Genomic DNA, 22,480 nt, shown 5'->3' on the forward strand with positions numbered 1-22,480 from the left:
CTACCGCCTGCGGCGGCAGGGGCCCACCCCAGCGGACGGTCCTCGGAGAAACTTCCCGCCTAACGGCTGTCTATACAATCAAAAAAGCCGAAACAACCTTGCAGTTGCTTCGGCTTTTTCTATGCCTAAAGAACTAAGAAAAATCACTTGCGGCCGTGCAGGATGGGAGACAGGGGCTTATAGATCAGCAGGCACAGTACGGCGTCCAGCAGACCCTTGACCAGCGTGAAGGGCATGTTGAAGATCACAAGGCACTTGATCAGGCTGTCGGCAGAGGGCAGAATGGCCTGATACATCCCCAGAATGGCTTCCAGCGGCATGTGGTAGAACTGTACATAGGCCGGGTAGGTGATGAAGTAGTTGGAGGGCACGCTGAACACGGCCATGACGGCTGCACCGGCAATGGCACCCAGAATGGCGGTCTTGCGGCTCTTGTGGCGCTTGTAGACAAAGCCCGCCACAGCGGAGAACACCGCGCCCAGCATAAAGTTGCACAGCTCACCCACGCAGGCGGTGGAGGTGCCCTTGATGATGATGTGCAGCAGGTTCTTCATAAAGCTGATGACCACGCCGTACACCGGACCCAGTGCAAAAGCACCCAGCAGGGCGGGCAGGTCGGAGAAGTCCATCTTGACAAAGGACGGGATGAGCATCGGCAGCGGGAACTCGATGAACATCAGGATAAAGGCGACCGCGCTGAGCATGGCGGCAACGGTCAGATTGTGGGTGGTATTCTTTTTCATGGTAGTTGTCCTCCCCGGGGTGTACTCCCCGTTCAAATTTGTTCGGAAAGCCCTTTTCGCGCTGGATCGAACCGGAAAGACAAACCAAAAAGCGCCCTGCTGCAACCAAAAACTGCAACAGGGCGCACAGACGCAATTTGCCTGCCGTTTCTTGCATCCGGACTATACCGTTGGTCCCGGAGTTGCACCGGGTCAGCACCCTTGCGGGTGGTCGCGGACTTTACCGCCAGTGGGGAATTGCACCCCGCCCTGAAACGAACTTTCTGACCAAGAGTATAGCGCGGTACTGCGGCGCTGTCAAGCCCCCTTTCCAAAAAGTTTGCACATTTTTTGTCAAAGTGCGTTTTCACCTTTCTTTCCTTGCCCCGGGCGGCAGAGTATGCTATCATAATATGCGTTGTGAAAAAACACAGGAGGTTTTCCATGATTTTCTCGATCCGTGGCCTTGGTTTTGAACTGGGCTCTCTTCTGCTGGAGGGCTGGGCAGCCTTTGCCGCCCGCGTGGTGTGCGCGGCGCTGCTGCTGGCGCTTGGCTGGCTGGCGCGGCAGCTTTTGTCCCGCAGGGTGTTCCCTGCCCTGCTGCGCCGCAACTGGCGGCTGGCCGGTACGCCCATTCTGCTGCGCAGCTTTGCCGTACCGCTGCAGCGGCTCACCCTTGCAGCGTTCATCTATGCCGCAGCGGCCAGCCTGCCGTGGGCAATTGCCGGCGTAAATAAATTTCTGCTCACAGCCTTTGAGCTGGCCGCCACCTTTTTTGTGTGTCAGGGACTGTACGCCGCCGCCGATCTCACCGACCTTTTGCTGGCGAGCTGCGGCGAGGAGGTGCGCACTAACCGCACCCTGACCACCCTGCTGAACAAGGTGTACAAAGTTCTCATCGTGGTGCTGGGCGTTATGACCATGGCACAGGAGAGCGGCCTGCCGGTGGGCAGCATCGTAGCCAGTGCGGGTCTTGTCGGTCTGACCATCTCTCTGGCCGCACAGGACAGCGCCAAAAACCTGTTCAGCGGGCTGGTCATCCTGCTGGACCGCCCCTTTTCCATCGGCGACTGGATCACCGTGGGCGACGTTTCCGGCGAGGTTGTGGACATCAACTTCCGCTCCACCAAGGTCCGCGCACTGGACAACTCAGTGTACATCCTGACCAACAGCACGGTCAGCTCTGCCACCATCAACAATGGTACTTTGCGCAACAAGCGGCTGTACCGCTTCACCCTCGGGGTCACCTACGATACCACCCGTCCCCGGCTGGAACAGCTGATGACCGACCTGACTGCCATGCTCAAGGCCAGCCCCTACACCTACGAGGACTCGGTGCTGGTCAAGCTGAGCGGCTTTGGGGCTTCCAGCATCGACCTGCTGGTGTCCGCCTACCTGCGCACCGCCGACATGACCCGCTTTTTGCAGATGCAGAACGATTTGAATCTCGACCTGATGGACGTGATGCAGAAAAACGGCGTGGATTTCGCCTTCCCCTCCACCACCGTGTATCTGGAAAAGAACAACTGAACTTTTTTGGAGGGCTCCTTCCTATGACACAGCTTTTGCTGCCTATCATTTACTTAGCTTTTATCAGTCTTGGCCTGCCGGATTCCCTGCTGGGGTCTGCATGGCCCACCATGTACCCCCAGCTGGGCGTCCCCTTTTCCTATGCGGGCGTCCTGTCCATGATCATCTCGCTGGGCACCATCGTTTCCAGCCTGAACAGCGACCGGCTCACCCGGGCGCTGGGCACGGGCAGGGTGACCGCCCTCAGCGTGGGCATGACCGCTGCGGCGCTGTTCGGTTTTTCGGTCTCCGGCCGGTTCTGGATGCTCTGTCTGTGGGCTGTCCCCTACGGCTTGGGCGCGGGCAGCGTGGATGCCGCCCTGAACAACTACGTTGCCCTGCATTACGAAAGCCGCCACATGAGCTGGCTGCACTGTATGTGGGGCGTGGGCACTACCATCGGCCCTGTGGTGATGGGCGCGGCACTTTCCGGCGGGCTGGGCTGGAACAGCGGCTACCGATACATCGCCCTGTTCCAGATCGCACTGACTGCCGTGCTTTTTTGCAGCCTGCCCCTGTGGCATAAACGCCCCGATGCCACCCCGGACGGCACCGTACCCAAGGCGCTGACCCTGCCGCAGGTGTTCGCGCTGCCGGGTGCGAAGGAAGTGATGCTTTGCTTCTTCTGCTACTGCGCACTGGAGACCACCGCCGGGCTCTGGGCCAGCAGCTACCTGACCCTTGTGCGGCAGGTGCCCGCCCAGACGGCTGCCAGCTTTGCCAGCCTGTTCTATATCGGCATCACGGTGGGGCGGGGCGTCTGCGGCTTTTTGACCTTAAAGCTGAGCGATGACCAGATGATCCGTCTGGGGTTTGCGGTGCTGGGCGTGGGCATTGCTGCCCTGCTGCTGCCCGGGGCGCAGGTCTTTGCGTTGGCAGGGCTTGTGCTGGTAGGGCTAGGCTGTGCGCCCATCTACCCCAGCGTCATCCACTCCACCCCGGCGCACTTCGGCGTACAGAATTCTCAGGCCGTCATCGGCATCCAAATGAGCAGCGCCTATGTGGGCAATCTTGCCATGCCGCCGCTCTTCGGTCTGCTTGCCAACAACATCACCCCGGCGCTGTTCCCCTTCTACCTGCTGGTATTTCTGGTGCTGATGGCGCTGATGCACCGGCAGCTGGTGCGCAAAACGGCGCACACCTGAAAGGGTCCAACCCGCTAAAGTTAAAGGGACTGCCGTACCTCATTTGGTGCGGCAGTCCCTTTGCTATTTATTCAGTTATTTGTAAAGAACTGCACTCAGAACTTATTGAGCATCTTTTTCAGCTTTGCCAGTTCCTCTGCATCGCGGGTATCATCCAGCAGGGTGAGGGCATCGTTGAAATAGTTGCGGTCCAGATAAGAGTGGGTGGCATTGGCGTGGGCAGCCATAGCCTCCAGCACGGCATAACCGGAGCGCACCAGCGGGTGGGTAGCAGGCACGCTGCCGCCCTCGGCCACCAGCGCAAACTTGCTTTCCGCCATATCCTCCAGCAGGGCGCTGTAAGCGTTGTTGGGGTCGGTGCCGTGGTTCTGCAGACCCTGATACAGCAGCTGTGCCACAAAACCCAGCGTAGAAGCCGTATACCAGTTACCATTGAAATTATTGGGGTTCGCGGCCTTATCGGTGACCGGGGAGTTGATCTTGTTGGTCAGGTACACCACCACCAGATTCTCCACGGGGTCGATCATGGTCAACGTACCGGTCCAGCCCTGATGGCCAATGGTATTGGAGGGTGCCTGCGTACCGAAATACCAGCAGCGCTGGTTGTCGCCCTCACGCCACCAACCCAGACCCCAGTTGGCAGCGTCCTCCTTCTTGGGTGCGGTAAAGGCGTCCATCACGTTGCGGGAGAAGTAGCGGTTCTCGCCGTAGCCGCCGGTGAGCATGACAGAGGCCAGTTTTGCCAACTCGGTAGCGTTGGAGAACAGGCCTGCATGGCCGGAAATACCGCCCATCGCGTAGTAGCACTTCTCGTCGTGCACCTGGCCCTGAATGGTAGCGGTGCGCACGCCGGTGAAGGAGATGGCCCCATCACGGGTGTTGCCGTTCAGCTCGGTAGCAGCGCAATCGTTGGCGGCAAAGCCGTTCAGCAGGGGGTTGTAGGTGGTATGGGTCAGACCCATAGGATCCCAGAAGGTCTCCTTCAGGAAGGCGTCCAAACCCTTGCCGGTGATGGCTTCAATGGCGAAGGCCAGCAGCATATAGTCCACGTCGGAGTAAACGGTCTTGGTGCCCGGCTTATACATCAGCGGGGTCTTGAAGATGGACTTGAGGGTCGCGGCGCGGGTTGCAGCGCTGCCGTCCCAACCGGAGAAGAGCACGTTGGTGGCACCGGGAACGGTCTTTTGAGCGCACTGGTCAAAGGAATCGTTGTGGTACTGGGGGTCTGCAGGGAAGCCTGCCTGATGGCGCAGGATATCGCGCAGGGTCAGTTCTGCTTTCCACTGCTTGTTGACCTTCAGGCCCGGGTTCTCGTAGCCGTTGTAGGTAATGTCGATGGTGTCCTCCACAAAGGCGCTGCCCAGCAGGTCTACCAGACGGCTGTCCAAATTGGCCTTGCCCTGCGTGACGAGGTACTGTAATGCGTAGTTTGCAGTGTACATCTTGGTGTTGGAGGCCAGATCGTACAGGGTATCGTTGGTCACAGCCGGGCTGTCGGTCTTGGGGGTGCCGTCCGGATTATAGGAGTTCACCTTGCCCCATGCGTTCTGATACACCAGCTTGCCGTTTTTCACAACAGCCATCTGTGCGCTGGGGAAGCCGTTGTTCACGTCTGCCTGAATGATCTGCTCCAGCAGTTCCAGTGCATCGCGGTCGATGCCCACGTCCTGCAGGCTGCCCTCCTGCACTGTGGGGTAGCCCACCCGCACGGTCACCTTTTTGCCGCGGGGACGGATGCCGCCCACCTGAATGGTGTTGCGGCCGTTGATGGTCTGGCCGGAAATGTCCACGTTCCACACGCCGCCTGCCGCCATGGCAGCGGTGTTGATCTGGCGGTTATTGACGAACAGGTTAAAGCCGGTCACGCCCGCCTCGGGCTCCACGCACAGCGTTCCCTGCCCTGCGTAGCCCACAAAGGTGTACATGTGGTTCATGGCCAGCGTATCGTCCAGACCCTTCCAGTTGGGGAACACCGGCTCGCCCTGCCAGCCGCCGCTCACGCTGCCGCGGCTGGTCACCTTGACCGAGGCCGCCTTTTTAGGGACGAGGTTCAGGGAGTTGGTATCCTCCGCTGCGGCGGCTGCGGGCTCGGCAGCAGAGGCTGCCCCGGCGGTGCACACGTTGAGCGCCATCATGCCCAGACCGGCAACGCTGCCCTTCAGGAACGTTTTACGGGAAAATTTGGTTGACATGGTAAGGTCCTCCCATTCTTTTTGCCGCAATGCGACAATATACCTGTATTCGTGCTTTTTTGTCCCGCAGCAGCGGGACTGCCTTGTGCCCCGAATTGTACGCGAGACGAAACAAAATGTCAATCATGTTTTTATCTTGTGGCACAAAGTTTTGCGTTTCTCAGTTTTTCGCCTATTTTGGCACATTGTTTTGCGTTTTGTTTCAAATTTTCATGCGTTTTGTATACAACCAGCCGCAAAAATGCGTAAAAAAAGCCGCCGCACAAACCCTTGTGCAGCGGCTTCGGTTCATAATTTTTCTTACAGGATGCGGGCGCTGATAGCGTTTGCCACCTGAAACAGGTCCTTCTGCCCAATAAAGCCAAACTTGGCCTCGTGGCCGTCCGCAAAGCAGACTGTCAGCTGGGACGCCTGCAGCGGATCGCCAAAACCCGCCGTCTGAATGCCATAGTGCAGCACCTTGCGGTAGGGCAGCACAAAAAGCTGCTGCCGCGTGCCCGTGACCCCCTGCATATCCACCATGATGATGCGGTGGCTGGTGAACACCACCTGATCGCGCACCGTCTTGTATGCGCCCACGATCTGCTCGCCCTCCAACAGCAGGGCGTTAACATTTTTGCAGATATCCTTCTCCTGCAGGCGCATGAGGTTCTCCATCGGTTTATCGCGGAATTCCATTGTAGCGTTCCCCTTTCAGCGTTTTTATGGCTCTATTGTAGCATTTCCGCCGCCGGTTTGCAAGATGACTGCCCAGTGCAGGACAAAAAGAAAAGACCCGGACCGTTCAAGGTTCAGGTCTTTTGGAGCGGGTAATGGGAATCGAACCCACCTCCTCAGCTTGGAAGGCTGATATACTAGCCGATGTACTATACCCGCAATTGCAGAAAGAATTATACCATAACTTTCCGCAAATGTCCAGCATGAATTTAGCAGCTGCATAGCTGGGCAGACACAACAAAAAAGCACCGCACATTCCTGTGCAGTGCTTTTCTTTCTGGTGGAGATTACCGGGATCGAACCGGTGACCTCTTGCATGCCATGCAAGCGCTCTCCCAGCTGAGCTAAACCCCCAGATGCTTGGCTTCATGCCTGACGACATGGGTTATTATACCAGCTGGTGGGACGCTTGTCAACGGTTTTTTACAAAAATCTCTCCTCTTTTTTCAGCGGTGCAGTGTACCCGGAAGCTTTTGACGCTGCTGCGTTTTTCCCGGGCTGCTCTGCTGCAGAAAGCCGCAGCATTACCTGTCCCATTTGTCGCACAGAGCGTTGATCTGATCAGCAAATTTGGCCAGATCCTTGTTGGCGCCGCCCTCGTTGTGCTCAATGACCCGCAGCAGGCGCTTGCCGGCGCTGAGCAGCCGCTGGAACACGGTAGCGGCGCGGTTTGCACCCTCGCCTGTCCTCTGCTCCACACGGACCTTTGTGCCCTCCTGCAGGCAGACTGCACCCTCGGCACCGATGGCCCACTGCGCACCATTGTAGGGTGCACAGGCGGTAAAGCCCTGCTCGGTCAGGGTGTCCACAAAGCGGTTCTCCACCTCGTCCTCGCCGTGGATCACGAACACCCGCCGGGGCTTTTCCGTAAAGGCGTTCACCCAGCGCAGCAGACCGTCCTTGTCCGCGTGGCCGGACATGCCGGTCAGCTGACAGATCTCCGCCTTTACCTCGATGGGCTCACCGAACAGCTTGACCGAGTCCACCCCTTCGATGAGGGTGCGCCCCAAGGTGCCCACGGCCTGAAAGCCCACGAACAGGATCGTGCATTCCGGCCGCCACAGGTTGTGCTTGAGGTGGTGGCGGATGCGTCCGGCTTCGCACATGCCGCTGGCGGACAGAATGACCTTGGGCGTGCGGTCGGTGTTGATCATGCGGGAGTCATCGCTGGTCACGCTGATGCGCAGCCCCGGCACGTTGATGGGGTCGATGCCCTTTTCCAGCAGCGCACGGGTCTGGGCGTCAAAGCAGTCGGGGTCTGTATCCCGGAAGATGCGGGTGGCTTCGGTGGCCAGCGGGCTGTCAATGTAGACCGGGAAGTTGCCATGCCCCTTGACCAGCCCTTTTTCCTTGATCTCCCGCAAAAAATACAGCATCTCCTGTGTGCGGCCAACCGCAAAGCTGGGCACCACCACGTTGCCGCCCCGGTCAAAGGTGCGCTGCAAGATTTTTGCCAGCTCTGCCACATAGTCCGGCCGGGGGTCGTGGTTGCGGTCGCCGTAGGTGGACTCCATGAACACATAGTCTGCCTGTTGGATGTAGGTAGGGTCCTTTATGATGGGCTGCTCCAGATTGCCGATATCGCCGGAGAACACCAGCTTTGTGGTGGTGCTGCCCTCGGTGATCCACAGTTCGATGCTGGCAGAGCCCAGCAGGTGCCCCACGTCCACGAACCGTGCCTCGATGCCCGGGGCAAGCTCGATACGCTTGCCGTACTCCACACCCCGGAACAGGCGGCAGGCGGCCTCGGCATCCTGCACAGTGTACATGGGCTCCACCGGCTCTGCGCCGGAGCGCTTGCCCTTGCGGTTTTTCCACTCGGCTTCAAACTCCTGAATATGCGCCGAGTCCCGCAGCATGATACCGCACAGCTCCACGGTGGGGATGGTGGCGTAGATCCTGCCCCGGAAGCCGTTGTGCGCCAGCAGCGGCAAAAGACCGGTATGGTCGATATGGGCATGGGTGATGAGCACAAAGTCGATCTCGCCGGGGGCTACGGGCAAGGGCTGGTTTTCGTACACATTCTTGCCCTGCTCCATGCCGTAGTCGATGAGGAAACGCTGCCCTGCCGCTTCCAGCATGGTGCAGCTGCCGGTCACCTCGTGGTTCGCGCCTAAAAATGTCAGCTTCAATGCAAAACACCTCCGGTTCGTTTTATGGTTTTAGTATAGCATATTTTTAAGGTACACGCCGCACAAATCTGCGGGAAGTTTACGGGCATAATGCTGAATTGCAGAAAAAATTTTTATACAATCTTGACAAACCACCCTGTTCTGTTATAAACTTAGGATTGTATGACGTTCGTTCGTATTTTATGAGTCTTTTTAAATAGAGAGGTAGAAATTTATGGTTCGTAACGATTTGCGCAACGTTGCCATTATCGCTCACGTTGACCACGGCAAGACCACGCTGGTGGATGCCCTGCTGCGTCAGAGCGGCGCTTTCCGCGACAATCAGGCCGTGGCCGAGCGCGTGATGGACAGCGGCGATATCGAGCGTGAGCGCGGCATCACTATTCTGGCCAAGAACTGCTCCTGCACCTACAAGGGCGTCAAGATCAACATCGTCGACACCCCGGGCCACGCCGACTTTGGCGGCGAGGTGGAGCGCGTGCTGAAGATGGTCAACGGCGTGCTGCTGCTGGTGGACGCTGCCGAGGGCTGCATGCCCCAGACCCGCTTTGTGCTGCAGAAGGCTTTGCAGCAGAACCTGAGCCTGGTGGTTGCCATCAACAAGATCGACCGTCCCGATGCCCGCATCAAGGAAGTCATCGACGAGGTGCTGTACCTGCTGATGGACCTGGGCGCTACCGACGAACAGCTGGACTGCCCCATCCTGTTCTGCTGCGGCCGTGACGGCACCGCCAGCCTGGACCCGGATGTGCCCGGCACCGACCTGATCCCCCTGTTCGACACCCTGCTGAGCACCATCAAGCCGCCCGAGGGCGACCCTGAAGCTCCCTTCCAGATGCTGGTCTCCTCTGTGGACTACAACGAGTTCGTGGGCCGTATCGGCATCGGCCGCATCCAGAACGGCGTCGCCAAGGTGGGCGAGGAAGTGGTCGTTTGCGACTGGCACAACCCCGACCTGAAGATGCGCGGCCGTCTGACCAAGCTGTACGACTTCCAGGCCAACGGCCGTCAGCCGTGCGACAACATCACCGCAGGTGATATCGTGGCATTCTCCGGTCTGCCGGACGTGACCATCGGCAACACCCTGTGCAGCCCCTCCAACGTGGAGCCGCTGCCCTTCGTCAAGATCAACGACCCCACCGTGGAGATGACCTTCTCGGTCAACGACAGCCCGCTGGCCGGCCGCGAGGGCAAGTTCGTCACCAGCCGTCAGATCCGCGACCGTCTGCAGAAGGAACTGCTGAAGGACGTGGCCCTGAAGGTGGAGGACTCCGCCACCACTGATTCCTTCCGTGTCATGGGCCGTGGTGAGATGCACCTGTCCATCCTCATCGAGACCATGCGCCGTGAAGGCTATGAGCTGCAGGTCTCTCCCCCGCACGTTCTGACCAAGGTGATCGATGGCAAGACTTACGAGCCCATGGAGCATGTCGTCATCGACGTGCCCACCCAGTATCAGGGTGCCGTCATGACCGGTCTGGGCCAGCGCAAGGCCATCCTGCAGCAGATGGAGTCCCTGGGCTCTGACCGTGTGCGTCTGGAGTTCCGGATGCCCAGCCGCGGCCTGTTCGGCTACCGCAACCAGTTCCTGACCGATACCCACGGCGAGGGCATCATCAACCAGATCTTTGACGGCTACGATGTCTGGGCTGGCATGATCGCCAACCGCTCCACCGGTTCTCTGGTCAGCTTTGAGACCGGCGAAGCCGTCACCTACGGCCTGTTCAACGCTCAGCAGCGCGGCACCCTGCTGGTGGGCCCCGGCGAGAAGGTGTACGAGGGCATGGTCATCGGCTACACCGCTTCCGGCGAGGATGTGGACGTGAACGTCTGCAAGACCAAGCACCTGACCAACACCCGTTCTTCCGGCTCCGACGACGCTCTGCGCCTGATTCCCATCAGCAAGCTGAGCCTGGAGGGCTGCCTGGAGTTCTTGGCACAGGACGAGCTGCTGGAGGTCACCCCGGAGAATCTGCGCATCCGCAAGCAGATCCTGAACCACGACCAGCGCATGAAGGCCAAGAGCAAGCTGAAGTAATTTTACAAAAGCATCCTTATTATAGCAGCGCAGAAGCACCTACGGGCGTTTTTGCGCTGCTTTTTTCATAACTGACAAATTACTCAGCATTTTTTGCAAAAAGGGCTTGCAAAAGTGCGGTGACTGCGGTATAATATTTTTCGCAGTCACTGATATGCCTCTTTAGCTCAGTCGGTTAGAGCACCTGACTGTTAATCAGGGTGTCGCCTGTTCGAGTCAGGCAAGAGGCGCCAGCAAGCGATGGATATTCTTCCATCGCTTTTTTGTTTATCTGCATCTTTTTCGCCCTTTCTTTACGGTTCTTAAAAAATATCGCCTTGAAGAACCCTAGTGGTTGTGGTATACTTTTATAAGTTTATAGGCGTGAAAAAGGTACTGTGCAGGCTGCACAGTCTTTTCTACCCACAGACAGGCGCTCCCCGGTCAGAAGACTGCCGTGCAGGAGCGCAGTTTTTTCGTTGGTCAAATCAGCAGGCAAGCCGGTGGTCTTGTGCGGCAAACGCAGGGCGGCAGGGCGGCTTGGTGTCGTTTGAATAAATCTTGAGAGTAAAAGGAAACATCTATGCGTTATACCTACGTCCGGCAGCACGATACCACCGACTGTGCGGCTGCCTGTCTGGCCATGGTGTGCCTGCACTACAAAAAGGAAGTTACCATTACCCGCCTGCGGGATATGATGGGCACCGACCTGAAAGGCACCAACCTTGTAGGCCTGCAAAAAGCCGCCAATGAACTTGGTTTTACCACCGCCGCAGTCCGCGTGGACCGCGAAAACTTTCTGAGCGATTTCTCGCTTCCCTGTATTGCACAGGTCATCACCGATCAGGGTCTGGCTCACTTTGTTGTGGTGTTCAAAAAGACCACCATCAAGGATGATGGCGCACGCCGCAAGCATATGCTGCAGGACGCCGAGACCCGCAAGGAAGAAGAGAAAAAGGGCAAAAAGCATAAGTGCAAGGATTACGTTATCATCGGCGATCCCGGCACGGAACTGAAAAAGATCAGTCTGGACGAGTTCTACAAGAACTTTACCGGCGTTCTGCTGCTTTTGAACCCCACCTCGGAGTTCAAGGGCGGCAAGATTGAAAAGGGCGGCATGATGAAGCGGTATATCAACCTGCTGCTGCCCCAGAAAAAGCTGTTCTTCTACGCCATCCTCAGTTCGATCATCACCACCATTCTGGGCATCGCGTCCTCCATGTTTAATAAGATCCTGATGGACGAGGTGCTGCCCTACGGGTTGAACAGCCTGCTGGTCACATTGATCCTGGTGTTCAGTGTGGTCAGCATTACCAGCACGCTGATCGGCTTTGTGCGCCAATGGGTGCTGATCCATCTGTCCATCAAGATCGATATCCCGCTGATGCTGGGTTACTTCGGGCACATCTTCAACCTGCCCATGAAGTTCTTTGCCACCCGCAAGACCGGTGATATCACCACCCGTTACTCGGACGCAAACACCATCAAATCTATCTTTACCAGCATCGCGCTGAGCCTTGTGATGGATATTTCCATGGCTGTCATCACCGGCATCATTCTGTTCCGCATGAACGCCATGCTGTTCTCCATCTCGCTGTTCATGGCGCTGGTCAGCATCCTTCTGGTGCTGGTGTACAAACAGCCTTATAAAAAGATCAACGAAGAGAGCATGGCACAGTCTGCTGCGCTGAACAGCCAGATGATCGAGAGCCTGCGCGGCATCGAGACCGTCAAGTGCAATGCCAACGAGCAGACCGAGCTGGATAATCTGGAACGCGAGTACATGAAGAGCCTGAAGATCAGCCTGCGCTCCAGCCGCATCAGCACCACGCAGGGCCTGATCTCTTCCTTCATCTCCACCGGTTTCAGTATGCTTACCACCTACGTGGGCATCACGCAGGTGCTAAACGGCGAGATGACGCTGGGCGGCTTTATGGCCTTCAGCACCCTGTCCGGCTACTTCACCTCCCCCCTGAGCAACCTGATCGGTCTGCAGATGCAGATCCAGGAAGCCAGCATCTCCATGAAGCGTCTGACCGAGATCATGGATTACCCCTCTGAGTACGAGACCGCCGAGGGTGTGGAGCAGAGCGAGCTGGACAAGGTGGAGGGCGACATCGAGTTCAAGGACGTTACCTTCCGCTACGGCAACCGCGCTCCCGCGCTGGATCACATCAGCTTCACCATTCCCGCCGGTAAAAAGGTGGCGCTGGTGGGCGGCAGCGGCAGCGGCAAATCCACCATCACCAAACTGCTGCTGAAGTACTACGACCCCGAGGACGGCGAAATCGACATAAACGGCGCAAATCTGGCCGAGTACACCAACAGTTCGGTGCGCCGTGCCATTGCCTATGTGCCCCAGAACATCGAGCTGTTTAGTAAGACCATCTACGACAACATCCGCATCTCCCGCATGGATGCCACGCTGGACGAGGTGAAGGAAGCTGCCAAGAAGGCCGATGCCCACGAGTTTATCCGTCACCTGCCGCTGCAGTACAACACCTATCTGGAGGAAGCCGGCAACGGCCTGTCCGGCGGTGAGAAGCAGCGTATCGCACTGGCACGCGCCTTCCTGAAGGACTCTAACCTCTACATTCTGGACGAGTCTACCAGTAATCTGGACTTTGCCACCGAGACGCTGATCTTCAACATGATCTACGAGCAACTGGCAGACCGCTCCATGCTGATCGTGGCGCACCGCCTTTCTACCATCCGTGACTGCGACCTGATCCTTGTGATGGATCACGGCAAGATCGTGGAGCGCGGCAACCATGAGGAACTGATGGCAAAGAATGGTCGCTATGCCGAGCTGTGGAATATGCAGCAGGGCATCTTCCGCAAGCGCAAGTCCGAGCCCGCTCCGCAGGTACCTTCTGCTGTGGTGGAAGAGGACGACGACGGCGAGTCCATCACCTACTGACCGCACCGCATCCGCAGCCTTTGCCCGGATGCAGCATAAGCGCTTTCCCGCTGGGAAACCAAAAAATGCCTCGTTATGGTGTGCCCGGAGGCAGACGCTTCCGGGCACCTTTTTGTTTCGGTTCACATTAAAAATATAACAGGATTAGGGGTAATTTATCATGAATGAGATCAAAGTTGCTGAAAACAAGACCCTCAAGCTGACCAATGTCCTCTCCCGCCTCGTGCGCCCTGAGGAACTGGGCAATCTGCCGGTCATCCTGACCCAGATGCAGAACTTTATGAAGAGCAACGGCGCACAGCCTATCGGCCCGCTGGTGCAGGCGGTAAAGATGGGTACCGGCCCGGATCATGTGCCGGAACTGTACATGATGCAGCAGGCTACCCAGATGATCCCCCAGATGGAGCCCGGCTACCACATGGACGCTGTGCTGCGGGTGAAGAACTGTCTGTACGCCCACTACACTGGTCCGATGAGCCACAACCAGCTGGCTACCGCCAAGCTGCAGATCATGGCCTTTGAAAACGACATCAAGCTGACCGGCGACAACTATACCATCTATGTCAATCAGGACGATGACGATGCCGTGATCGACGTATTTATGGAGACCAAATAATTATGACGACAACCATTCAGAACCTTTCGGATCTGCAGGACCGCCGGATCATGATGGACAAAAAGCTGCCCCCTTACGGGTACGCCTTTGTCATTCTGACCGGTCTGTTCATGATTTTTCTGGTGATCTGGAGCACCCAGACCAACCGCATCTATGTCAGCCAGAACAGCGGTGTGGTGCAGGCCGCCAACAAGACCTACATCATGTCCAGCTACTCCGGCTCCATCACCGAGCTGTATGTCTCTGAGGGTAGCTATGTGAATGAGGGCGACCTAATCGCCCGGCTGAAGAGCACCGATCTGGATATGCAGAAGGATAACCTGCAAAGCCAGCTGGATATCTACCAGAAGCAGCTGGATCAGTACAACAAGCTGCTCAAGTGCATTCAGGACGACACCAACTACTTCGACGAGACGAATGCCGAGGACCAGCCCTACTACTACCAGTACCAGACCTACAAAAGTCAGGTAGCGCAAAAGACCTTTGACGCCACCACCTATCAGGCTGCCGGTTACTCCGACACCCAGATCAAGGCTTTGATGGAGCAGAACCAGAGCGAGCTGGAGTCTTTGTACTACTCTACCATGCAGTCCATCTCCCAGAGCATTACCAGTGCACAGGTCAACGTGGATAACCTGCAGGCGCAGCTGGATTCCTTGAACACTGGTGCCAACGATTACTTCATCTACGCGCCCACCTCCGGCGTGATCCACATGGACACCCCCTACAAGGAGGGCATGGTGCTGAGCGCCGGTTCCGCACTGGCTACCGTTGCCAGCGAGAACGATGATCTGGAGATCATGGCCATGGTGACGGTGAACGACCGCCCCCTGCTGCATGTCGGCGACCCCTGCAAGATCGCCATCACCGGCCTGTCGGAGTATTCCTACGGCACGCTGACCGGCACGGTCACCTCCATTGATAGCGATGTGACCTCCAGCAACAACGGCTCCTACTACAAGATGACCATCAAGCCCGACGCCACCTATGTGGTGAGCCGTAGCGGCGACAAGGTAGATCTTTCCAACGGTATGAGCGTGACCGCCCGCGTGGAATACGATCAGGTCACCTATTTTGAGTATGCTATGGAGGCTCTGGGCGTGCTGTTCCGCTAAAAGCGGATTATGCAGCACGGCAGGATGCCCCCTTCTACACCACCCCAAAGAGGTACAAACAACATGATTCGAACCGCAAAGAAACTGGCCGCCTGTGTGCTGATGCTGGGTGTGCTGGTATGCGGCACCGCACTGAGCGCTGCCGCAGCCAGTCTGCCCGTTGAAGAGCAGAACGGCGTTTCACTGCCATGGCTCAAGGACGTGCCCGCCGAGAGCATTGCCACCGGCAGCTACTCTGCCAATATGCTGCTGGGTGCTTCTCAGCAGCTGTCCCCCGTGGTCAGCCCCAGTTACAGCACCGACTCTGTGGTCTTTTTGACCGATGACAGCAGCGTGCTGACCGTAAGCAGCAGCGGCGTGGTACAGGCTGTGGGCGTTGGTACTGCCACCGTTACGGCAGCAGCCGGCAACCAGATCTGCGCCTACACCATCGTGGTATCCATGGACTCCTCCATGATCGTGACCGAGATGGATCTTTCCCTCTCCTCCAATACCATCTATGTGGGCAACTCGGTGTCGGCTTCGCTGCAGGTGCGCCCCAGCTCTGCTTCCAACTACGCCACTGTCACCCTGACCTCCTCTAACGAGAAGATTGCTACGGTGAACAGCTTTGGCCGTGTGACCGGCGTAGCTCCCGGCAAAGCCACCATTACCGCAACCTGCGGCTCGGTGGTAGCCACCACCACTGTTACGGTGCTTGCCCTGCCCACGGATTCCTCCACCGGCACAAGCGGCACCACCTCCAACAACAGCGGACAGGTGATCACCCCCAACACCAACTACATCGTGCTCAAGCCCGGTGCCACCCGCACCATTACGGCCAAGGCCACCCCTGCCAGTGCATCCCAGTCCTTCACCTTCAAGTCCGGCAACAGCAGCATTGCCACGGTCAGCCCCACGGGCGTGGTCACGGCGGTAGGCACCGGTTCTACCTCCATTACCATCTCCAACGGCAAGGCTACTGCCATGGTCACCGTCATCGTGAACCGCTCGGCAGATGCCGCCTCCGGCAGCGACAGCAGCAATGACGGCACGAACACCCCGGACGACAACACCACTATCCCGCTGGACCCTGTGGTGCAGACCATTCAGGACAGCACCGAGGATCAGGTGGTGTTCGCCCAGTCTGAGGTTCCCATCGTGACCGGCGAGATCCTGAACGCCCTGCGCACCACCGGCAAGACCCTGTGCGTTGTGGGCGATGGCTACACTCTGAATGTTTCCGGTAAGGACGTGAAGAGTACCACCAGCGAGATCGACACCGCCATCACCTTCACCGAGAGCGAAGAGGGGCTGGAGTTTGAGCTGGATAACGGCCGTACCCTTCCCTGCGCGGTGCAGCTGGAACTGGACGTGAGCACCTACTCCCGCCTGTACCTGTACAACACCATCAGCAACAAGTGGCAGTTCCTGAACAGCTACAAGGACGGCGTCATCACCGCCGACACTGCCGGCCGCTACCTGCTGACCAACCAGAACCTGCGGTTCGGTGATATCAACTGGACCTTCTTCATCGCAGGCGGCGTGGTAGTGATCCTCATCGCCATTGCCTACATCGTGCTCAAGAAGCGCTACTGGTTCTGGTAAGCTCCTCTTCCCCTGCATATACGACCGCCCGCTGCACAGCATTTCGTGCAACGGGCGGTTTTGTGTTCTATTCTCCCCTGTTACTCCACCGTTACACTCTTGGCAAGGTTGCGGGGCTTATCCACATCGCAGCCGCGCAGAACGGCCATATAGTAAGCAAACAATTGCAGCGGCACGATGAGCTGCAACGGCATCAGAATGTCGTCATACTCGTCCAAGCGGATGACCTCGGTGGCAACGCCCTCCGGCACCTCCGCGTCCTTGGTGGTGAACAGCAGCACCCGTGCCCCGCGGCTGCGGGTCTCCTTGGCGTTGGAGATGGTCTTTTCGTAGACGTTTTTCTGGGTAGCCAGCGCAATCACCGGCACACCGTCCGTGATCAGGCTGATGGTACCGTGCTTCAACTCCCCTGCTGCGTAGGCATCCGAGTGCACATAGCTGATCTCCTTCAGCTTCAGGCTGCCCTCCAGCGAGAGGGCATAGTCGAACCCGCGCCCGATGAAAAAGCAGCTCTGGGTGTTCACATAGCGGCTGGCAAGGTACTTGATCTGCTCGCAGTCCGCAAGGCGGGGCTTGATGACCTCTGGCGCGTGCAGCAGCTGGGCGGTGTAATACTTTGTCTTTTCCTCGGTCAGCTGCCCCCGCGCGTAGGCCAGACGCAGGGCAAACAGGTACAGCACGCACAGCTGCACCATATAGGCCTTGGTGGACGCTACCGCGATCTCCGGCCCTGCGTAGGTGTACATGACGTAATCCGCTGCCCGGGCAATGCTGCTGCCCACCACGTTTACAATGGCCAGCACCGGCACGCCCCGGCTCTTGGCCAGCTTGAGGGCGGCCAGCGTATCGCTGGTCTCGCCGGACTGGCTGATGATGATGACCAGATCCTCCGGCTTCAAGATGGGGTCGCGGTAGCGGAACTCGCTGGCGATATCCACCTGTGCGGGCACCCGCGCCAGCGCCTCAATGGCGGTCTTGCCCACCATGCCGGCGTGCATGGCCGTGCCGCAGCCCACCAGATGCACTGTGCCTATGCTGCGCAGCTTTTCATCCGTCAATTCCGGGATGCGCAGCTCCGGCAGGCCATTCTCCACCCGGGGGCTGACCGTTGCCGTGATGGCGGCGGGCTGCTCGTTGATCTCCTTGAGCATAAAGTGGGGGTAGCCGCCCTTTTCCGCGGCTTCCATATCCCAGTCTGCGGTCAGCTTTTCGCGCTCCACTGCCTCGCCGAACTCGTTATAGAAGCGGATACCCTGTGCCGTGCACACGGCCATGTCCCCTTCCTCCAGTACGCTGTAGCTGCGGGTGTACTTGAGCAGCGCCGGGATATCCGAGGCCACAAAGTTTTCGCCCTCACCCCAGCCCACGATGAGCGGGCTTTCCCGCTTGACCGCAAAGATGGTGTCCGGGTAGTCCTTGAACAGCACCGCCAGCGCATAGCTGCCCCGCACCTTGGCAAGCGCAGCCTGCAAAGCCTGTAAAGGCTCGCCCTGATAGCAGCTGTCGATGAGCTTTACCAGCACCTCGGTGTCGGTCTCGCTGGCAAAGGTGTAGCCTTTAGCAATCAGACGCTCCTTTAAAGCGCCGTAGTTTTCAATAATGCCGTTGTGCACGATGCTGACCCGGGGTGTGGAGTGCGGGTGGCTGTTCACGTCGCTGGGCTCGCCGTGGGTCGCCCAGCGGGTATGACCGATGCCACAGCTGCTCTGGGGCAGCGCCAGCTCTTCCAGCTTACTGCGCAGGGTGGAAAGCCGCCCCTTGCTTTTGACCACGCGGATACCGTCCCTCTGGGTAAGCGCCACACCGGCAGAATCGTACCCGCGGTACTCCAGTTTTTCCAAACCGTCCAGCAGCACCTGCTGGGCGCTGCGCATCCCGACATAACCTACAATGCCACACATACAAAATACCTCCAGACCGACTGCGGCGCGCCGAAATGCGCTGCTGCACAGTCAGTTTCCTCTATCAAAGTCTATGTTCTTGTATGGCTTTCTTTGCAGGGTTCTGTTTCGGTATTGCTGCCGGTTTTTGCCCTGTTCTGCGGCTGGTATAGCCCTCAGCCGGAGAAACACCCGCCGAATCTTTCGATGATTCCTCTCCTCGTCACCCTCACGGCTGTCACCCGTGTGGCCCGGCGCTTTACGTCAGCTTGTGGTACACATTCCTTCTTTCAATGTTTTGTGGTTCAGTGCATCCCCAGCATTTTATGCAGCTTGGGCTGCCACTTCAGCTTGTACAGCAGCAGCATATTGCACAGTGCGCGGTCGTACAGGACAAAGGCCACGTTGCCCATGCCCAGTGTGAGCAGGGACATTGCCAGTGCGGTGGTGCGCAGCTCCTGCGAGACGCTGCCCGCCGGTACCAGCACAAGCAGCAGACCGTACATGGCAAGCACCGCCGCGTTGCACAGCAGCAGCTTACACACCAGCTGCAATGCCCGGGGACGGATGCGGTCAAACCGGGGCTTTACCAGCGGGTAATAGCCCAGCAGCACGGTGAAGATCAGGGCGATCTCTTTATCCGGCACAAAGAGCAGCCCCAGCAGGCTGACGGCGGCGTAGGCCGTCCACGCCATGGTGATGCCGCACTCCATGCACACCGTTGCAATGAGAAAGCTGGCCACCGCAGGCGCGATGAACATGGCAATGGGGATGATGGTGCCCAGCAGCATCAGTGCCACGCACAGTGCCGCTGCCATGCCGCAGTAGGCCATGGACCAGCTTTTGCTTTTTCGTTTCTTCATGGGATCTCCCATTTTTCGGTATCGGCGTCCTGCTCCAGCGGGTAGACCGCGTGCTGCAGGCCCAGGATCATGATATTGTTCAGCAGGGTGTCGTTCAGCTTGAGATCCAGCATCTTGTACGCCCGCATCAGGTCGTTGACCGCTGCCAGCGCCTGCCGCCGGGCGTTCTCTATGGCGGCAGCCTGTCCGTTGAGCTCATTGACCACGAACACGTTGTACTGGCCATTGCGGCGGTCGGCTTCAAAGCGCTCGGCCTTGTCCAGCAGATAGAAGATGCGGCCGATGCAGCTGCCGATGTACCGCATACTCTTGCGCTGGTTGGGGTCATCCGTAGCCAGCGTGGAGTACAAAGCGCCGTAAACGTTGCTCATAGGCTCGGCGGCAAGGGCGTAGTTTTTGGCGCTCAGGTTCATCTGCACCACCGCCTGCTCCCGCTCCTGCGCAAACAGCCGCTCCAGTGCCGGGTTCTCCTGCCGTGCTTTGTCGTAGGCGCGGCGCAGCAGCAGCTTGTCCACTGCGCGGCGCACACGCTTCGCCGGGCGCAGCTCGCTGTACTTGCGGTCCTGTAGGTTATGCCAGCCCATCAGGATCTCCGTCTGCGCCGCCTGCCGGATGCCCAGCGTCTGGCACATCATGCTGCGCCGAAAAAGCGTACCGGGCACCCGCTGCCGTTTGCAGGTAGGCATACGTCCTGCCAGACTGTCGGATAGGATGGCAAACAGTACCCCGTTGGTGCGCAGCAGATGGCAGGCGTAGAAGCCGTAAGACTTATACATCTGCCGCCGCACCCCGCGGAGGTAACGCATATAGGTATTGTAGTCCCGGATCGTCAGTTCCGGCAGATAGGGCCGCATCCGTCCCTTCATAAGAGCCAGCCATCCTTTCTGTACAGTTTTTGCATCCTGCGGTCAATAAGGTTAGTATAATCCTTTTTATGCGCCAGCGCAACTACCGGATGCAAAAACTGCCGTAATTTGTCATTATGCCGAATTTTGTGAAATCTATTTTTCTATTAAAAACACCCGCAGACCGTCTCTTTTCAGCAAAAGATGATCTGCGGGTGTTTGTGCCGGATTTTCCCGAAAAAAGACACACTTTTTCAGTGCAATGTCTGCCGGGAGCGGGGCTTAAATGCCCTTACTTCTTTTCAAAATGGGTGCGCTTGCCGTCAAAGCCGGATTTGGGCATGGGCTTTGCCATCTTTTCGGTCTTGGGGGCGTTATAGTACATATACAGCTGGCAGGGGATCATGCCGTTGTACATCTTGCGGCGCTTGTTGGCGCGCTTGCCATAGTGCAGTTCAAAGTCCATATCGGCGGTAATGGCGTACAGACCGGCGCAGGGGCTGGCTTCCATCTGCTGTCCCAGCGTGCGCGCCAGCTTGGCAGCGCCCTCAATAGTGCCCAGACGCTCACCATACGGAGGGTTCGTCAGCACGATGGCCTCCGGCTTTGCGGCAAAGGTGGCAACATCGGCCACCTCAAAGTGGCAGCGGTTTTCCACACCGGCCAGCTTGGCGTTGACGTTGGCCTGTGCCACGGCGGCGGGGTCGATATCGTAGCCGAAGGCCTCAAAGCCCACGTCCAGCTTGGACTCTGCCAGTGCCTTCTGGCGCTGCTCTGCCCACAGGGCAGCGGGCACAAAGCTGTAACGCTCGGCGGCAAAGCGGCGCTTCAGGCCCGGGGCGATGTTCATGGCCTTCTGTGCGGCCTCAATCAGCAACGTGCCGCTGCCGCAGAAGGGATCCTCCACCAGGCTGTCGCGGCGCACACGGCCAAGGTCAGCGATAGTAGCCGCCAGCGTCTCGCGCAGGGGGGCTTCCATGGCGTTGCGGCGGTAGCCGCGCTTGTGCAGACCCTCGCCGGTGGTGTCCAGCATGATCTCGCACACATTTTTGCGCAGCATAAAGCGCACCTTGTACTCCACGCCGCTCTCGGGCAACACGGTGGTGCGGTGACCCTTCATCAGGCGCTTGACCACCGCCTTTTTAATGACGCTCTGGCAGGCGGGGATGCTGGTCAGCTGGCTGTTCAGGGAGGAACCGGTGACCGGGAAAGCAGCGTCCGCAGGCAGAAACTCCTCCCACGGGATGGAATACACGCCATCGAACAGCTCGTCGAAGGTGGTGGCCTTGTAGCGTGCCAGCAGCAGCATCACGCGCTCCACGGTGCGTAGGTTGAGGTTTGCGGCGGCGATCATCTCAGCCCCACCGCAGAAGCTCAGACGGCCATCCTCCACCCGGATGTTCTCTGCGCCGATGCGGGTCAGCTCAAATTTAGCGGTGGATTCGCACCCAAAAAAGCAGGGGGCGATCAGTTCAAATTTTGCGGGCATGGTAGTTCCTTTCTGTTCTGTACCGAAAAAACAGACCTGTCCGACCGGGGACAGGCCTGCCTGTGTTCCTTGTGATCCCAGCTGATACGATGGCTCAGCGGCCACGGCGGCAGCGGGGCGCATAACCGCCGCCCCGGCGGTTGTTGGTCTCGTGATCGAGGTCCGCCATTTTTTCCTCGCTCTGGCTCTTGAAGCGGCTCATCATGTCCTCAAAGCTCAGGTTGTCGGAGCGGGCGGGTGCCTTGGGCTGCCACACACGAGGCGCAGCCTCCCGGGCAGGGCCTCTGCCGCCCTCACGGGGGGCACGACCTGCGCCGCGGCCGCCAGAGCGTCCGCCCTCCTGCCCGCCGCGGAAGCCGCCCGGACGGGGGCCTGCGGGGCGGCCCTCCCGGGGCTGACGCGGAACCGGGGGCAGCAGCCGCTTGATGGACAGCGCGATCTTGCCGTCCGGTGCAATGTTGATGACCTGCACCTTTACTGCATCGCCATCGTGCAGCACGGTGTTGATATCCTGCACGAACTCGTTGGATACCTCGGAAATGTGGACCATGCCGACACGCCCCTCCGGCAGCGCAACAAATGCGCCAAAGGGCTTTACACCGGTCACGCGGCCTTCGAATACGTTCCCTACCTCAATTGCCAAAACTCAATACTCCTTGCTTTCCAAATAC

Annotated in this window: 16 protein-coding genes, 3 tRNA genes and 1 riboswitch; of the genes, 8 read left to right on the plus strand and 11 right to left on the minus strand. The window is 58.4% G+C overall.

Translation table 11 applies throughout. The features are described 5' to 3' along the window. Window positions 1–143: 143 nt before the first annotated feature. Complete coding sequence (locus tag C7J97_RS04260; protein ID WP_005926789.1) at window positions 144–743, minus strand: ECF transporter S component; 600 nt, start codon at window positions 741–743, stop codon at window positions 144–146. Between the two features lie 141 nt (window positions 744–884). Then, a riboswitch (FMN riboswitch) is annotated at window positions 885–1,004 on the minus strand. 162 nt (window positions 1,005–1,166) lie between these two features. Between C7J97_RS04260 and C7J97_RS04265 the strand changes: the two genes are divergently transcribed. Together C7J97_RS04265 and C7J97_RS04270 are read left to right on the plus strand one after the other, a co-directional pair. Continuing rightward, a complete protein-coding gene (locus tag C7J97_RS04265; protein ID WP_113992125.1) occupies window positions 1,167–2,252 on the plus strand; it encodes a mechanosensitive ion channel family protein in 1,086 nt (361 codons plus the stop codon). A 23-nt stretch (window positions 2,253–2,275) separates the two neighbouring features. Further along, window positions 2,276–3,436, plus strand: a complete 1,161-nt coding sequence (locus tag C7J97_RS04270) for an MFS transporter (protein ID WP_113992126.1) — start codon at window positions 2,276–2,278, stop codon at window positions 3,434–3,436. A gap of 95 nt (window positions 3,437–3,531) precedes the next feature. On the opposite strand, the gene pbp4b is transcribed toward C7J97_RS04270, so the two are convergent. The 5 genes from pbp4b to C7J97_RS04295 form a co-directional block, all read right to left on the minus strand. Further along, entirely contained in the window at window positions 3,532–5,628 is a 2,097-nt protein-coding gene (gene pbp4b / locus C7J97_RS04275; RefSeq protein ID WP_113992127.1) for a penicillin binding protein PBP4B, read from the minus strand. Window positions 5,629–5,928: 300 nt separating this feature from the next. Then, a complete protein-coding gene (locus C7J97_RS04280; RefSeq protein WP_005926807.1) occupies window positions 5,929–6,306 on the minus strand; it encodes a PH domain-containing protein in 378 nt (125 codons plus the stop codon). Between the two features lie 123 nt (window positions 6,307–6,429). Further along, window positions 6,430–6,504: transfer RNA gene (locus tag C7J97_RS04285), tRNA-Gly, on the minus strand. A 119-nt stretch (window positions 6,505–6,623) separates the two neighbouring features. Continuing rightward, a tRNA-Ala gene (locus tag C7J97_RS04290) sits at window positions 6,624–6,699 on the minus strand. A 170-nt stretch (window positions 6,700–6,869) separates the two neighbouring features. Then, window positions 6,870–8,477, minus strand: coding sequence for an MBL fold metallo-hydrolase RNA specificity domain-containing protein (locus C7J97_RS04295; protein WP_113992128.1), 1,608 nt, complete (start codon window positions 8,475–8,477; stop codon window positions 6,870–6,872). A gap of 214 nt (window positions 8,478–8,691) precedes the next feature. Between C7J97_RS04295 and typA the strand changes: the two genes are divergently transcribed. The 6 genes from typA (at window position 8,692) to C7J97_RS04325 (ending at window position 16,732) form a co-directional block, all read left to right on the plus strand. Beyond that, complete coding sequence (typA, locus tag C7J97_RS04300) at window positions 8,692–10,515, plus strand: translational GTPase TypA (RefSeq protein WP_005926815.1); 1,824 nt, start codon at window positions 8,692–8,694, stop codon at window positions 10,513–10,515. A 156-nt stretch (window positions 10,516–10,671) separates the two neighbouring features. Beyond that, a tRNA-Asn gene (locus C7J97_RS04305) sits at window positions 10,672–10,748 on the plus strand. Window positions 10,749–11,077: 329 nt separating this feature from the next. Beyond that, complete coding sequence (locus tag C7J97_RS04310; protein ID WP_113620954.1) at window positions 11,078–13,414, plus strand: peptidase domain-containing ABC transporter; 2,337 nt, start codon at window positions 11,078–11,080, stop codon at window positions 13,412–13,414. 160 nt (window positions 13,415–13,574) lie between these two features. After that, a complete protein-coding gene (locus C7J97_RS04315; protein WP_113992129.1) occupies window positions 13,575–14,030 on the plus strand; it encodes a hypothetical protein in 456 nt (151 codons plus the stop codon). 2 nt (window positions 14,031–14,032) lie between these two features. Next, complete coding sequence (locus tag C7J97_RS04320) at window positions 14,033–15,145, plus strand: HlyD family secretion protein (RefSeq protein WP_113992130.1); 1,113 nt, start codon at window positions 14,033–14,035, stop codon at window positions 15,143–15,145. Window positions 15,146–15,208: 63 nt separating this feature from the next. After that, a complete protein-coding gene (locus tag C7J97_RS04325; protein WP_113992131.1) occupies window positions 15,209–16,732 on the plus strand; it encodes an Ig-like domain-containing protein in 1,524 nt (507 codons plus the stop codon). Between the two features lie 80 nt (window positions 16,733–16,812). On the opposite strand, the gene glmS is transcribed toward C7J97_RS04325, so the two are convergent. The 5 genes from glmS to C7J97_RS04350 all read right to left on the minus strand — a co-directional run bounded on the left by glmS (window position 16,813) and on the right by C7J97_RS04350 (window position 22,452). Further along, complete coding sequence (glmS, locus tag C7J97_RS04330) at window positions 16,813–18,633, minus strand: glutamine--fructose-6-phosphate transaminase (isomerizing) (protein WP_113992132.1); 1,821 nt, start codon at window positions 18,631–18,633, stop codon at window positions 16,813–16,815. 284 nt (window positions 18,634–18,917) lie between these two features. Beyond that, entirely contained in the window at window positions 18,918–19,475 is a 558-nt protein-coding gene (locus C7J97_RS04335) for a hypothetical protein (protein WP_113992133.1), read from the minus strand. Then, window positions 19,472–20,341, minus strand: coding sequence for a DUF5685 family protein (locus tag C7J97_RS04340; RefSeq protein WP_015538334.1), 870 nt, complete (start codon window positions 20,339–20,341; stop codon window positions 19,472–19,474). Before C7J97_RS04340 ends, C7J97_RS04335 begins: the two co-directional genes overlap by 4 nt. Before the next feature lie 271 nt (window positions 20,342–20,612). After that, window positions 20,613–21,809, minus strand: coding sequence for a THUMP domain-containing class I SAM-dependent RNA methyltransferase (locus tag C7J97_RS04345; protein WP_044960680.1), 1,197 nt, complete (start codon window positions 21,807–21,809; stop codon window positions 20,613–20,615). A gap of 94 nt (window positions 21,810–21,903) precedes the next feature. Beyond that, window positions 21,904–22,452, minus strand: a complete 549-nt coding sequence (locus tag C7J97_RS04350) for a S1 RNA-binding domain-containing protein (protein WP_113992134.1) — start codon at window positions 22,450–22,452, stop codon at window positions 21,904–21,906. Window positions 22,453–22,480 lie beyond the last annotated feature (28 nt).

It is taken from the genome of Faecalibacterium prausnitzii (assembly GCF_003324185.1).
GTDB classification, from domain to species: Bacteria; Bacillota; Clostridia; order Oscillospirales; family Ruminococcaceae; genus Faecalibacterium; species Faecalibacterium prausnitzii.